Below are 14,457 nucleotides of genomic sequence, written 5' to 3'. Positions count from 1 at the left end.
TTCCCTTTCCGCTTTTTTAATTTATCTTCAACAGATTTTTATTTTCTACAATGTTGCCGCCATAACAGCTTTAATCGTATGCATACGGTTCTCTGCCTCATCAAATACAAGTGAATAATCCGCTTCAAACACTTCATCTGTCACTTCCATCTCTGTCAGGCCAAACTTTGCCCCGATTTCACGTCCGATTTGTGTGTCCAGATCGTGGAATGCCGGAAGGCAATGTAAGAAAACAGCTCCCTCTCCCGCATTTTTCATAATATCTGCTGTCACTTTATACGGTGTCAGATCATTGATTCGCTCTTTCCATACGCGATCCGGTTCTCCCATAGATACCCATACATCCGTGGCAATGACATTCGCTCCTTTTGTGCCTTCCCACACATCGTCTGTCAACGTAATACTTCCGCCACTTTCAGCCGCGTACGCTTCACATTCTTTTACAAGCTCTTCATTTGGAAAATATTTCTTCGGCGCACATGCTACAAAGTGCATTCCCATTTTACTGCATGCAATCATAAGCGAATTCCCCATATTATAGCGGGCGTCTCCAAGATATGCGAACTTAATTCCTTCCAATGTTCCAAAATGTTCCCGGATTGTCAGAAGATCTGCCAGCATCTGTGTCGGATGATATTCATTTGTCAGACCGTTCCACACTGGGATTCCTGCATATTTTGCAAGCTCTTCCACAATCTCCTGTCCATATCCCCGATATTCAATTCCGTCATACATCCTTCCAAGAACGCGGGCTGTATCCTTAATGCTCTCTTTCTTACCAATCTGAGAAACCGTCGGATCCAGATAAGTACTTCCCATTCCCAGATCACTGGCTGCAATCTCAAAAGAACATCTTGTTCTTGTACTTGTTTTTTCAAAGATTAATGCAACATTCTTTCCCCGGAAATAATCTACCGGAATACCATTATGTTTCTTCTCTTTCAAATCTGCTGCCAGATCCAGCAAATAAATAATCTCTTCTTTTGTAAAATCTTTCAGTGTCAGGAAATTTCTTCCTTTCAGACAGATATCATTCTGTCTGCCTGCAACCTGCTCTACAAATTCCGGAAACTCCTGCTTCTCTCTCTCCTGCATATATGCTTTTTTTACCAACTCTAACAACTCCTCTACTGTATACACTGCATACTTCGGAATCCGCAGAAGCTTTGCACTTGCTTCCAGCATTCCCATATACAATTCCTGATCTCCCCATCCGAACGGCAATTTTAAGATAAAAGCAATCTCCCGCTTCTTAGCTTCCGTCATATGATGGAGTTTTTCCTTATAATAACATTCATTTTCTGATTGTTCAATATAGTAAATCTTTCCCTGAAGTCCATACAACATCCTCAGTGTATCGTAATAACCGATTTTCAAATTCTGGCGGCTTCTTTGCTTCTCAAATTCAATGATGCTTCCAAGACGTACTCTCGGTGCGACTTCATGTACAAGAGCATCCTCCGGAAGTTTTATCTTCGGTTCCCTTCCCGGTCCGTAAATACGCACTTCAATAATATTATGGTATCCTCTGTCGATCAATGAGCCAAGAGGCACATTATTAATTACCCCTCCGTCAATGTATTTCTTACCGTGAAGCTTTTCATTCTTAAACCCAAGAAGATACGCACTTGCCAGAAGAAAATCTTCCAACTGCCCCTCCGGAATATCGCGAATACTCAGATCCAGCTCTTTCATATCTGTCAGTGAAAATGTCAGCAGACAAAATTCCATCCCGGATTCTCTAATTTTCTTTTCATCGACAATATCATGAATCAGATGCTTCAGCGGAGTAATATCTACTCCGCCTTCTTTCAGTGTCTTTTTCATTTCCGAAATAAATTCCGCAAAATTGATCTCTCCGTCAAACAATCTCTGCATCCATTCGTCATCCACGTCCATTACCTGAGAGAAACGGATTTCCTTCCAGACATTTTCTGCCAGTTCAAGGTCTCCCATACAGACCATAGCTCCATTCAGCGCTCCTACCGATGTTCCTGCGACAGCACAAATCTTTACTCCCGCTTCCCGCAGCGCTTTCCATGCACCAATCTGATACGCTCCTCTTGCACCGCCGCCGTCAAATACAAGCCCATATTCTTTCGTAAGATCAATCACTGGTTTCATATATAATCTCCTCCTCGAACTGCTTCGATATAATTACAGAAAGAAGAGCACACCTTCGGCATGTTCTTCCCTCTCATCTTCCTAATTAGTCTTCTTCTCTTGCAATCTCTGCGATGGACTGTACAAGTCCTGCAATGCCCTGAATCTCGGACGGAATGATAATCTTCGTTGCCTTTCCGTCTGCCGCCTTTGCAAATGCCTCCAGGCTCTTCATCGTCAATACAGCTTCATCTGCTCCTGCTTCTTTCAGGAAACGGATACCGTCTGCATTCGCCTGCTGCACTTTCAAGATTGCTTCCGCCTCACCTTCTGCTTCCTTAATCATCTTCTCTTTCTCAGCTTCAGCTCTTAAAATAGCAGCCTGTTTCTCAGCCTCAGCGTCCAGAATCGCAGATTCCTTATGTCCCTCTGCCACAAGGATGGTAGACTTCTTCTCACCTTCCGCACGGAGAATCGCTTCTCTTCGTTCACGCTCTGCTTTCATCTGTTTCTCCATCGCGTCACGGATTGCAGACGGCGGAATAATATTCTTCAGCTCAACACGGTTTACCTTAATGCCCCACGGATCTGTTGCAACATCCAGTGATGCCCGCATCTTCGTGTTGATCGTCTCTCTCGAAGTCAGTGTCTGATCCAGTTCCAGATCACCGATAATATTACGAAGTGTCGTTGCCGTCAGATTCTCAATCGCCATAATCGGATTCGCAACTCCATAGCAGAACAGCTTCGGATCTGTAATCTGATAAAATACAACCGTATCGATCTGCATTGTAACATTATCTTTCGTAATAACCGGCTGCGGTGGAAAATCAACGACCTGTTCCTTCAGGTCTACTTTTCGTGCCACTCGTTCCAGAATCGGAATTTTAAAATGAACTCCCACATTCCATGTCGCCTGATAAGCACCCAGTCTCTCTATAACCAGAGCCTGCGCCTGCTGAACGATCTTCACACAGGAAACAAGCAGCAGCACAATTAACACTAAAAACATAATTCCAATTATTTTCATAAAGATACCCATATACTACCTCACTTTCTCTTTGACAACCAATTTTACACCCTCTACTCTTAGAACTTCTACAGCAGCTCCCTCTGAAATGATCTTATCATCTGTCTCTGTTTTTGCAGACCATTCCATTCCGTTCAATTCTACTCTTCCCTTTGCATAGAGTGAATTAATGGCTTCTGTCACTATCCCTTCCTGACCAACAACGCTATCCACATTCGTCTTTGTCCTATCGCCGTTAAAGTGCTTCAACGCGATCGGTCTCGTCAGTACAAGAAGTATGATCGATACTGCAAAAAAGAGGATTACCTGACCGACCAGTCCCACTCCAAAAAATGATGCAAGACACGCCACAAGAGCTCCGCCGGCAAACCAGATCGTTGTAAGTCCGAGAGTCACAATCTCAATTATTAACAATACAATAATAAGCGCCAGCCAAATCATCGGATTCATATGCATCCTCCTCTCCCTTGAATCTTTTCTTCATCTTACTATATTCTCAATAAACTTACAACAGTGTTTAAAAATTTAAGAATTCTGTAAAATCATTTCTTTTTTATAATAATTTTTAATATTCTCTGCACATATGTCTTCGACAGAAAAGTCTTCGGCAATCCCGAATAACCATATATATCATCGAGAATATCAGAAAACCTGCAATACCGCCAAGCGCATTATTAAAAATGTCATCAAGCTCAAATAAGCCTCTCGTCGTATAATACTGCATCCCCTCAATAAACACTGTAAATGCAAGATCGCAGAGAAAAAACACTGCGAAATTCCTTGCCCACCTAAACAAGATTGGAACTAATATGCCAAACGGAACAAGCATCACAATATTACATACATCCTCTACAATCCTAATCTTACTTCCAGTCTCAAAATATGCACGGTAAGACCAGAAAAGATCCAGATTCGCCCGATGCACTCCGGTTGGTGTCCGATTATAGAGCGTTACTCCTGCTACACATCCCATATAAACACCAAGAAGCATACAGACACAGATTCCCTGAAAACTCAAATACTTCCATTGCGTAATTGTATATATCAATAAAAAGAAAATCGCGGATGCAATCATGATCAGACATACTTTCGTCCAGTCAAATTGAAACATCCGCGCCAGATAATTTTTATAATCTCCTGCTGTGATAAAATCCAAATCAGATACTCCCTTTCTGTTTATCAGCTCTGCTCTCCGGCAGACATTTCATTTCCCGAAGATAGTCTCCCCATTTCCCCAGAAATTAACCCTAATTATAAAGTAGGAGTATCGTTTTGACAAATTATTTTTTTCTTAAGTTTAATGGAACCAGTGTCCCCCGATCTGTATTCCGTAGTTACCGTATCCAAAATACAATGCATCGCCAACCGGGTTTATCCCCGCAAGCGCATCTGCCGCCGCCTGTCGGCAGCTCTCTGTTGTCTTTCCGCTTGCCAGTACCCGATCAAGTTTCCCGGTAATCGCCGGTCCAAACTGTCCGCTATCATAAATAACATCTGTAATAGAGTTTGGAAATGTTCCGCTGGCTACCCGGTTTAAAACGACTGCACCTACAGCAATCTGGCCTTCATACGGTTCTCCGCCTGCCTCACAATAGATCAGCGCTGCCAGAAGTTCTTTCTCACTTTCTGCCACTGCTGCCGCCTTTGCAGCCGCTGCCTCTTCTGCCGCTTTTCTAGCTGCTTCCTCTGCTTCCAGACGTGCCTTTTCTGCAGCAGCTTTTTCTGCCTCAAGCCTCGCCTTTTCTTTCGCTACTCTTTCTGCCTCCAGGCGTGCTTCCTCTGCCCGCTTTTCTTCCTGCAAATGTTCGCTCGTTTCCGTCGCCCACACCTCAAATGAAAGCGCTTCCAACGGACTCTCCTGCTGCAATACTCTTTTCTCCTGAGTTTCTGCCGCTGCTCCGGAGAATCCTGCCAGAACAAGACTAAATGCCACCGCTGCTCCACAGGAAATTATTTTTACTTTTTCAAATTTCATTTTGATATCCTCCAATATGTTCTGAAACAAATTTCGAATTATTAATAAGATTATACACACTTATTTTAATTTTATTACATTTATTACAAATTTGTTACATTTTATTGCCCGGATATCTTAACACTATTTTATTTCTTTGTCAAATCTCTTCTTCGCTGCCGGCAAGCCTCATACATTAGGACAGACGCCGCCACAGCGGCATTAAGAGACTCTACCTTTCCATACATTGGTATTTTTATTTTCTTTTCTGCGGCCTGTGCTACCTCTTCACGCAGTCCATTTCCTTCATTTCCGATAAGAAATGCCGCCGCCTCACAGAAATCTTCCTCATCATAAAAATGCTGTCCTTCCAAATGAGCCGCATAAGTTACAATTCCGCATTTTTTTAATTCCGCCAATACAGCCGGAAGATCTTCTACATATACGAAAGGCATCCGATAAATTGCTCCCATTGTTGAGCGGATTACTTTCGGGTTATACATATCCACACAATCTTTGCTGAGAATAATTCCTGTCGCACCGGCTCCCTCTGCAGTTCGCATAATCGTCCCAAGATTTCCCGGATCCTGAAGATTATCAAGCACCATCAAAAGCGGAGTCTTTTCCTGTTTCAAAATATCTTCCAATGTTGTCTCGCTTCTCTTCACAAGATAAAGAGCTCCCTGGGGCGTCTGCGTGTCTGAGACATGACGAAATACCTGGTCGGACAAGATTTCCACCGGAACTCCGGCAAGATCCAGTTCATCCTTTCTCTTCTCATAAAAACTTTCTGACAGATACAACTTCTCCAAACGCTCTTTTGGTGTTTCCTTGAGCATCCGTATCCCCTCTGCCAGAAATATCCCTCTCTCTTCTCTGGCTTTTGCCTTCTTCTGCAGCTGAATCAACTGTTTCACTTGTGCATTTCCTGTACTTGTTATCATATTTTCAAATCTCCCTAACTCTCACGGAATTTTTCTAATACCTCCTCCGCACCTACCATAATTAATTCACAATCTTTCGGCAGCGGCTTACAAGGATCAACCGTAATACTGACTGTACGCCCAATCCGGTAACCAATTACATTGACGCCGTATTTTTCCCGGATTTTTAATTCTACAAGACTCTTTCCAATCCACCCATCAGGAATAGCCAGCTCTACCATGCTGTATTCATCCGAAAGATTAATCCAGTCACGAACCTTCGTAGAAACAAGACGTCTCGCCACTCGGATTCCCATTTCCTTCTCCGGAAATATTACTGCATCCGCACCAACTTTTTTCAAAATATTTTCATGCAGACGGCTATTGACTTTTGCCAGTACATAAGGAACACCAATCTCCTTTAAAATGATTGTTGCAAGAATGCTCGCCTCAAGCTGCTCCGCTGCCGCAATCACAGCGCCATCCAGATTCCTTGCTCCGAGAGAGCGAAGCGTTTCTTCCTCCTCAATATCAGCACACATCGCATAGCTGACTTTATCTGCAATTGCCTCGACTTTCTCTTCTGATTTATCTACTACAATTACATTACATCCCATTTCCTCCAGTGTCAGCGCGACACTGACTCCAAAACTTCCAAGTCCTAATACAAGATATTCTCTCATAGCATAACTCCTCTCTGCTGTCTGTCCTCATTTACCGTTTCAAAAACATTTCTCTAGCCTACCATAATCCGCCGTTCCGGAAGCTTTCTCGCTTTCTTTCCGATATCCTGACGTGATACAAAGGCAAGCACTACTGTTACCGGTCCAAGTCTTCCAATATACATCAAAAACATAATAACGCATTTGCTAAAATCAGAAAGCATCGGCGTAATCCCTGTACTCAGTCCGACTGTACCAATCGCAGACGTTGTTTCATAAATCACATCTCCAAGAGCCATTGCCGGCTCTGCTGCTGCCACAAGAATAGTACCGCCCAGAAGCGCAAGCACCGCCACCATCACAATTGATGCTCCTGTACGGACATTTTCGGCAGCAATCTTTCGTCCGAAGCACTCCGTATCTTTTCCTCCCCGCAGTACGGCAACACAGGAAAAGAGAAGCATCCCGGCAGTTGTTGTTTTAATACCGCCCGCTGTTCCTCCCGGAGAGCCTCCGATGAACATCAAAATACAGGAAAATAAAATCGTTGCATCACGAAGCCCACCCTGTGCAACTGTCGCAAATCCGGCTGTTCTAGTAGACACCGCATGAAAAAAAGATGCCAGCAGCTTATCTCCGTTTGACATTGCGCCAATGGTATCCGCATTGGAATACTCAAGACAAAAAATTCCGATTCCTCCTGCTGCAATAAGAATTCCGGTAATCACGAGTGTCATTTTCGTCTGCAGAGACATTTGCCTGAAAATCCTTCCCGGCGTTCTCTGATATGTCTCCCGGATCTTCAGCACATGAAGGATATCACTCCAGACAGTAAATCCCAATCCTCCGCTGATAATCAGCGCCATTGTAACAAGATTGATAACGGGATCCGTCACATATCCAGCCAGGCTGCTGTCTCCAAGAATATCAATTCCCGCATTACAAAACGCCGAGATCGAATGAAAGATGGAATACCAGATTCCTTTCCCAATTCCATATAGCGGAACAAAGCGAATTGCATAGCCAATTGCTCCCATCGCCTCTACTACCAAAGTAACTTTCAATACCCAACGAATCAGACGCACCATTCCTGAAAGTGTATCCATATTATAAGTTTGCTGTATATAAATGCGCTGACGCAATGTAATCCGTTTCCCAAGCAGCATAAAAAACACCGTCATACATACAATAATTCCAAGACCGCCTACCTGAATTAAAATCAGCAGAATCACTTTTCCAAATAATGTAAACTGAGCTGCCGGAACAATCGTTACAAGCCCTGTCACACATACCGCTGATACGGATGTGAAAAAAGCATCAATAAATGCAATCGGTTGCTGATTGCTGACCGGAAGCCATAGCAAAACTGCCCCTGCCAGGATAATTCCTAAAAATCCAGATACAAGCAACTGCATCGTAGAAATATGAGATTGTCTTAATTTTTTATAATGAAATTTCATTGCATGTCCTCTATTCTGCACTTTTATTTACAATAATAATACCAACACTTACCATAATTAATGCAATTACTGTCTGCCAGGATAAAATATTTTCCCCAAGAAATAATGCTGAAAGCGCTACTCCAAATACCGGTATCGAAAATCCATAAATCGTTACTTTGCCGACAGAATTATATTTTAAAAGCAGACTCCATATACTGAATGCAACTGTAGATAACAACGCCATATATCCAAGCAACAATGACGATTTCCATGTAAATCCGGTTACACTTCCGCCGGATACCATACCGGAGATCACAAGAATCGCTCCCCCGATCAAAAGCTGATATGCTGTAATCGTTACCGGAGATTCTCTGTCAGAAATCATTTTCAACGTGACAGAACTGATTCCATAACATAACGCACTCATAAAAATCATTCCTTCTCCAAGAAGATGAAAACCATCTCCCCACGCTCCCGGTGACAGATTAATCACAATCACACCTGCAAATCCGATCGCACAGCCAACAGCCTTTTTCCATGTAATCTTTTCAGTCCGAATCAACACTGCTGCCGCAATAATGGAAATAAACGCATTTGACGCATTGATAACAGATCCCTTTGCTCCTGTTGTATTCGCCAATCCAACGTAAAAGAAAAAATATTGCAACGCAGTCTGAAGAACCCCCTGTGCCGCAACATATTTTACGGAAGTACGTTTTACCGTCAATAATTTTCTCTCCATTACACTTCCTATTACAAATGTAAATATCCCCGCCAGAAAAAATCTATATCCTGCAAATAGAATCTGACTTCCTACATCCTGAATATGCAGCAACTCATATCCGATTTTCACGCATGGGAATGCACTTCCCCACAGCGCACAACATAACAATGCCAAAAGGCATACCGTCATTGGTTTTTGTAATTTTTCTTCCATAATTTCTCTCCCTGTTCTTCCTTTGACTCATTAGTATAGCACTTTTCTATGTGTGAAGATAGTAGTAATTTGCACATAAAAAAACCAACAGTTTTACAGGCATTTTAGCCTATTTTACTGTTGGTTTTTCCTATCCTAATCTCATTTCAAAATTCTCTATTATATTTTTTCATAATGATAAATTGCTTTATTATACCTTGAATCGATATCCTACACCCCAGATTGTTTCAATATATTGCGGATTGGAGGTGTCAAATTCAATTTTCTCTCGAATCTTCTTGATATGAACTGTTACTGTCGCAATATCTCCGATAGATTCCATATCCCAGATTTCGCTGAACAGTTCGTCTTTCTTGTACACATGGTTTGGGTGACTTGCAAGAAATGCCAGCAGATCGAATTCTTTTGTGGTAAATGTCTTCTCTTCACCATTCACCCATACTCTTCTTGCTGTTGTATCAATCTTAAGCCCACGGATTTCAATGATTTTATTTTCCTGAGCATTACTTCCAATCAACCGTTCATAACGGGCTAAATGTGCTTTCACACGCGCTACAAGCTCACTCGGACTGAATGGTTTTGTCATATAGTCATCTGCTCCAAGCCCAAGTCCACGAATCTTATCAATATCATCTTTCTTGGCTGATACCATAATGATTGGAGTATTCTTCTTATTTCGAATCTCTTTACAGATTTCAAATCCATCCACACCCGGAAGCATCAAGTCAAGAATGAACAGATCATAGTCTTTATTTAACGCCTGATGTAATCCTGCGCTTCCGTCATTCATCACTTCAACTTCAAAACCGCTCAACTCCAGATAGTCTTTCTCCAGCTCTGCAATTGCTTCTTCATCTTCAATTATTAATATCCTACTCATTTGCAGGTACCTCCTGATATTTTCTTATTACGAAGTACATTGTCGTTCCGGTTCCTTCCTTACTTGTCGCCCAGATCTTTCCACCGTGCTCTTCCACGATCTTCTTCACAATCGACAGTCCGATTCCGCTGCCGCCTTTTGACGAATTCCGTGATGCATCCGTTCGGTAAAAACGATCAAAAATATTCGGAAGTTCCTTTGCTCCGATGCCTTTTCCATTATCTTCAAGCTCAACCTGAATAAAATCTCCCACGTCTTTGATCCTCAGATTGATAATTGCCTGTTCTTTATCCATATATTTCAATGAATTTGAAATAATGTTATTGATTACTCGCTTTAACTGCTCTGCATCTGCAATAATCTTAACACTGCTGTCCACATAATTAAAATAAGTAAAACCAACTCCCTTTGCACTCAGTTCTAATTGAAGATCCTCGGCACAGTCATCAAAATAATCTGCCACAAGGAGTGTTGCAAAATTATATGGGATTCGATTCGTATCAATCTTTGAATACAATGTCAGCTCATTAATCAGCCGTTCCATTTCTGTTGCTTTATTGTAGATTGTCCGAACATATTTATTCATCTTTTCAGGCGTATCAGCAACTCCGTCAATAATTCCTTCTGCATAACCTTTGATTGCTGTAATCGGAGTTTTCAGATCATGAGAAATATTACTGATCAGTTCTTTATTCTCCTGATCAAATTTCAGCTTCTCTTCCGCATTATCCTGAAGCCTTTTTCTCATTTCTTCAAAGTTCTGGCACAAACTTCCAAGCTCATCATCTGTCTCCGGTTCCAATTCAAAATCCAGATTACCTTCTTTGATATTATTTGCAGCATCCTGCATCTTTGCAATCGGCTGTGAAATTCCCCGGTAGATCCATATAATCATCAGTGACGCCGTCAGCACAAGTGTAAGAATCACTGCCAGCAGAACATCAATCAGGAATTCCTTTACTTCCGGCATAACTTCTCCCACATCCGTCACAATAAAGGCGCTGCCCTTAGATCCGTCACTGTATTTAAAGTCTACCTGCTTTAATAATACCGGAAGCTCCCCTCCAAGATAAACCCCATTTTCAGAACCTGATGTATCTGAATTGTACGCCGGAAGTTCTGCTATTACTCTTGTGGTTCCTTCCAGTTCTTCTCCAAGAAATACAATTGTATCTGCCTTTCTTACAAGAAGATATGAATTTTTCTTTAAAAGCTGTCTGTTAAATGTTTCCAGATATGTGGCGTCTTCAAGTTGTGTCGGTTTACACCTTGCTACGTCTGTCAGTTCATGATAAGAGGCTTCTGTCAGCCTGTTAAATATCTGAGTTGGATTAGAAAATGTCTCGTAGGTTGTCCCTGTAATTCCATATGTTTTCTCAATTGCTTTAATCTGATACTGTCCAAATCCTACAATTGCCAGTGATGTCAAAAAAACCGGAAGTGTGATGACTGTAATAAATGCTATGATCAGCCTCATTTTCAGCTTCATACATCTACATCCTTTCACTTTGTTTTTCTTTCTTATCATACCATAAGTCTGCCGGCAATTCACGAAAGCACACATAAACATTTATAAATTTTTTGTAAAAAAACGGAAATACTGCTGCTGCAATATCTCCGCTTAATTGTTCTGCTATTTTTCTTTTTATAAATAACTCTTCAGTGTTTCCACTTTATCTAATTTCTCCCACGGAAGATCCAGATCGTTGCGTCCGAAATGTCCATAAGCTGCTGTTTGTTTGTAGATCGGACGGCGCAGATCTAACATTTTGATAATTCCTGCCGGACGAAGGTCAAAGTTCTCTCTGACAATCTCAACTAATTTAGATTCTGCAATCTTACCTGTACCAAAGGTATCGATCATAATTGATGTCGGATGTGCAACACCAATCGCATAAGAAAGCTGAATCTCACATTTCTTTGCAATACCTGCTGCTACGATGTTTTTCGCAACATAACGTGCTGCGTAAGCTGCTGAACGGTCTACCTTTGTACAGTCTTTTCCTGAGAAAGCGCCGCCGCCGTGACGAGCTGTTCCACCGTAAGTATCAACAATAATCTTACGTCCTGTCAGTCCACTGTCTCCGTGAGGTCCGCCAATTACGAAACGTCCTGTCGGATTAATGAAGAATTTTGTCTTCTCATCAATCATCTCTGCCGGAAGGATCGGTTCAAATACATGTTTTTTAATATCGGCATGGATCTGTTCCTGTGTAATGTCCGGATCGTGCTGTGTAGAAAGTACAACAGCATCCAGACGGCACGGAACACCCTCTTCATCATATTCTACTGTGACCTGTGATTTTCCATCCGGTCTCAAATACGGAAGTGTACCGTTCTTTCTTACTTCTGTCAGTCTTCTTGATAACTTATGTGCAAGAGAGATCGGGTATGGCATATATTCCTCTGTCTCGTCACATGCATAACCAAACATCATTCCCTGATCTCCGGCTCCGATTGCATCCAGCTCTTCATCTGTCATTGTATGCTCTTTTGCTTCCAGAGCTTTATCTACGCCAAGCGCGATATCTTCTGACTGCTCATCGATCATTGTGATCACACCGCAGTTATCTGCATCAAATCCGAATTTTCCTCGTGTATATCCGATTTCACGCACTGTTTCACGCACGATTTTCTGGATATCTACGTAAGCATTTGTTGTAATCTCTCCCATGACCATAACCATACCTGTTGTTGTGGCTGTCTCACATGCAACACGGCTCATTGGATCCTGTTCCATTAACGCATCCAGGATCGCATCTGAGATTGCGTCACACATTTTATCCGGATGTCCTTCTGTTACTGATTCTGATGTAAATAATCTTCTTTCCATCTTAAAGTCCTTTCTTAACTATCATACATTGAAAAAACAGCCCGAATAATCGGACTGTTTCTCTATCTTAAACAATCCTCTTATTGTTCGATCACTCGCTCAGGCTGGCACCTTCCTCAATATTTGAGGGGTTGCCGTGGCTTCACAGATCCTTTGTATCTCCACCACTCTGAATAAAAGGCTATTTCTTCTCTTTTCATTTGCTGCACGATATACATTATACCGTTTTTCCGGAAATGTCAAGCAATTTTTTCGCTTTCCTCCGGTGTTATTCCAATACTTTTCTCTTAGCTGACTTTCAGCTTAAATTTCTTAATATCTTTCTCTGTCTCTACTTTCTCAATCAAACCGCCAAGACGTCTGAGCTTCTCTTCAAAGCACTCATATCCTCTCTGGATATAAACGATATCGTCCACGATCGTAATTCCATCTGCCACAAGTCCGGCAATACAAAGCGCTGCACCGGCTCTCAGGTCCGGAGCGCTCACTCTCGCACCAGAGAATCTCTCCACGCCTTCTATCGTTGCAGAATTCCCCTCTACTTTAGAAACGCCGCCCATACGAGCCAGCTCATCCAAATATTTGAAACGATTTTCAAAAATACTCTCTGTAATCGTACTTGTCCCTTCTGACAGAGATAACAGTACTCCCATCTGCGGCTGCATATCTGTCGGGAAGCCCGGATATGGAAGTGTCTTTACCTGTGTATGTCCCAGACGCTTCTTCGCCACAACTCTTACTGCATCATCAAATTCTTCTACTTCGCATCCAATCTCTACAAGCTTCGCTGTCGTTGCCTCAAGATGCTTTGGAATCACATTCATTACCGTTACATCTCCGCGGGTAGCTGCTGCTGCAAACATAAATGTGCCGGCTTCGATCTGATCCGGAATAATAGAGTAAGATGTTTTATTTAACTTGGAAACCCCTTTGATACGAATTACATCTGTTCCTGCTCCCTTAATGTTAGCGCCCATGCTGTTCAGGAAATTGGCAACATCTACAACATGTGGTTCTTTTGCAACATTCTCCAGAATGGTATTCCCCTCTGCCATCGCTGCTGCCATCATGACATTAATCGTCGCTCCAACACTGACAACATCAAAATACAGATGGGTTCCCTTCAGTCTCTCTGCCTCTGCAAGAATTGAACCATGCTCAATCTCAACCTCTGCCCCAAGAGCGCGAAATCCTTTCAGATGCTGATCGATCGGACGGCTTCCGATATTGCATCCGCCCGGCAATGCAACTTCTGCTCTTTTGTATTTTCCTAACAAAGCACCCAACAGATAGTAAGATGCACGAATCTTCTTGATATAGTCATATTCAATCGCAAGATCACTGATCGTGCTTCCATTAATCTTGACAGTATGTCTGTCAATTCTCTGTACAGTTGCTCCAATTCCACTGATTGCCTCAAGCAATACATTAATATCATTCACATCCGGAAGGTTATCGATTGTTACTGTCTCATCCGTCATGATCGCTGCCGCGAGAATTGCAAGCGCTGCATTCTTTGCACCGGCAATCTCAACTTCGCCAACGAGCGGATTACCACCTTTAATTATATACTGTTCCATATCGCACCTCGATTATCGATTTCTATTTACAGATCCAATTTATTTTTCTAAAAATCTTATTTCCAAAAATAAAAAAGAAAGCCTCTAAAAGCTTATAATCTTTACTATTATAG

General features: G+C 42.1%; 13 protein-coding genes and 1 riboswitch. All 13 genes read right to left on the bottom strand.

Annotation, left to right across the window (positions count from 1 at the left end; genetic code table 11):
• Positions 1 to 45: 45 nt before the first annotated feature.
• On the bottom strand, positions 46 to 2,124 hold the full coding sequence (gene argF / locus KFE17_11725) for an ornithine carbamoyltransferase (protein QUO31517.1): 2,079 nt from the start codon (positions 2,122 to 2,124) through the stop codon (positions 46 to 48).
• A gap of 85 nt (positions 2,125 to 2,209) precedes the next feature.
• A complete protein-coding gene (locus tag KFE17_11720) occupies positions 2,210 to 3,145 on the bottom strand; it encodes a paraslipin (protein ID QUO31516.1) in 936 nt (311 codons plus the stop codon).
• A gap of 3 nt (positions 3,146 to 3,148) precedes the next feature.
• Positions 3,149 to 3,583, bottom strand: a complete 435-nt coding sequence (locus KFE17_11715) for an NfeD family protein (GenBank protein QUO31515.1) — start codon at positions 3,581 to 3,583, stop codon at positions 3,149 to 3,151.
• 115 nt (positions 3,584 to 3,698) lie between these two features.
• Positions 3,699 to 4,289 carry a VanZ family protein gene (locus KFE17_11710; GenBank protein QUO31514.1) on the bottom strand — a complete coding sequence of 197 codons (591 nt, stop codon included), beginning with the start codon at positions 4,287 to 4,289 and terminating at the stop codon, positions 3,699 to 3,701.
• Positions 4,290 to 4,430: 141 nt separating this feature from the next.
• On the bottom strand, positions 4,431 to 5,108 hold the full coding sequence (locus KFE17_11705) for a cell wall hydrolase (GenBank protein ID QUO31513.1): 678 nt from the start codon (positions 5,106 to 5,108) through the stop codon (positions 4,431 to 4,433).
• A gap of 128 nt (positions 5,109 to 5,236) precedes the next feature.
• Entirely contained in the window at positions 5,237 to 6,031 is a 795-nt protein-coding gene (rlmB, locus tag KFE17_11700) for a 23S rRNA (guanosine(2251)-2'-O)-methyltransferase RlmB (GenBank protein ID QUO31512.1), read from the bottom strand.
• Between the two features lie 14 nt (positions 6,032 to 6,045).
• The gene (locus KFE17_11695) at positions 6,046 to 6,693 is read right to left on the bottom strand and encodes a TrkA family potassium uptake protein (protein ID QUO31511.1); all 648 of its coding nucleotides are present in this window, start codon (positions 6,691 to 6,693) and stop codon (positions 6,046 to 6,048) included.
• Between the two features lie 53 nt (positions 6,694 to 6,746).
• Positions 6,747 to 8,087, bottom strand: a complete 1,341-nt coding sequence (locus KFE17_11690; protein QUO33702.1) for a potassium transporter KtrB — start codon at positions 8,085 to 8,087, stop codon at positions 6,747 to 6,749.
• Positions 8,088 to 8,142: 55 nt separating this feature from the next.
• Positions 8,143 to 9,051, bottom strand: coding sequence for a DMT family transporter (locus KFE17_11685; GenBank protein ID QUO31510.1), 909 nt, complete (start codon positions 9,049 to 9,051; stop codon positions 8,143 to 8,145).
• A 190-nt stretch (positions 9,052 to 9,241) separates the two neighbouring features.
• Positions 9,242 to 9,931: a response regulator transcription factor gene (locus KFE17_11680; protein QUO31509.1), complete on the bottom strand. Its 690-nt coding sequence runs from the start codon at positions 9,929 to 9,931 to the stop codon at positions 9,242 to 9,244.
• Complete coding sequence (locus tag KFE17_11675) at positions 9,924 to 11,420, bottom strand: HAMP domain-containing histidine kinase (GenBank protein ID QUO31508.1); 1,497 nt, start codon at positions 11,418 to 11,420, stop codon at positions 9,924 to 9,926. Before KFE17_11675 ends, KFE17_11680 begins: the two co-directional genes overlap by 8 nt.
• Positions 11,421 to 11,576: 156 nt before the next feature.
• Entirely contained in the window at positions 11,577 to 12,764 is a 1,188-nt protein-coding gene (gene metK / locus KFE17_11670) for a methionine adenosyltransferase (GenBank protein QUO31507.1), read from the bottom strand.
• Between the two features lie 77 nt (positions 12,765 to 12,841).
• A riboswitch (SAM riboswitch) is annotated at positions 12,842 to 12,944 on the bottom strand.
• Positions 12,945 to 13,051: 107 nt separating this feature from the next.
• Positions 13,052 to 14,344 (bottom strand): UDP-N-acetylglucosamine 1-carboxyvinyltransferase, encoded by a 1,293-nt coding sequence (locus KFE17_11665; protein ID QUO31506.1) that lies wholly within the window; start codon positions 14,342 to 14,344, stop codon positions 13,052 to 13,054.
• Positions 14,345 to 14,457 lie beyond the last annotated feature (113 nt).

Origin of the sequence: Faecalicatena sp. Marseille-Q4148, assembly GCA_018228665.1 — a bacterium.
GTDB lineage: Bacteria > Bacillota > Clostridia > Lachnospirales > Lachnospiraceae > UBA9414.
The sequence above is the reverse complement of the archived record's forward strand: the minus strand, read 5'-3'. Positions and strand labels throughout refer to the sequence as shown.

Coding starts and splice junctions, on each gene's coding strand:
- argF (QUO31517.1), bottom strand. CDS start 2,124: ATGAAACCAGTGATTGATCTTACGAAAGAATATGGGCTTGTATTTGAC.
- KFE17_11720 (QUO31516.1), bottom strand. CDS start 3,145: ATGGGTATCTTTATGAAAATAATTGGAATTATGTTTTTAGTGTTAATT.
- KFE17_11715 (QUO31515.1), bottom strand. CDS start 3,583: ATGAATCCGATGATTTGGCTGGCGCTTATTATTGTATTGTTAATAATT.
- KFE17_11705 (QUO31513.1), bottom strand. CDS start 5,108: ATGAAATTTGAAAAAGTAAAAATAATTTCCTGTGGAGCAGCGGTGGCA.
- rlmB (QUO31512.1), bottom strand. CDS start 6,031: ATGATAACAAGTACAGGAAATGCACAAGTGAAACAGTTGATTCAGCTG.
- KFE17_11695 (QUO31511.1), bottom strand. CDS start 6,693: ATGAGAGAATATCTTGTATTAGGACTTGGAAGTTTTGGAGTCAGTGTC.
- KFE17_11690 (QUO33702.1), bottom strand. CDS start 8,087: ATGCAGTTGCTTGTATCTGGATTTTTAGGAATTATCCTGGCAGGGGCA.
- KFE17_11685 (QUO31510.1), bottom strand. CDS start 9,051: ATGGAAGAAAAATTACAAAAACCAATGACGGTATGCCTTTTGGCATTG.
- KFE17_11680 (QUO31509.1), bottom strand. CDS start 9,931: ATGAGTAGGATATTAATAATTGAAGATGAAGAAGCAATTGCAGAGCTG.
- KFE17_11675 (QUO31508.1), bottom strand. CDS start 11,420: ATGAAGCTGAAAATGAGGCTGATCATAGCATTTATTACAGTCATCACA.
- metK (QUO31507.1), bottom strand. CDS start 12,764: ATGGAAAGAAGATTATTTACATCAGAATCAGTAACAGAAGGACATCCG.
- KFE17_11665 (QUO31506.1), bottom strand. CDS start 14,344: ATGGAACAGTATATAATTAAAGGTGGTAATCCGCTCGTTGGCGAAGTT.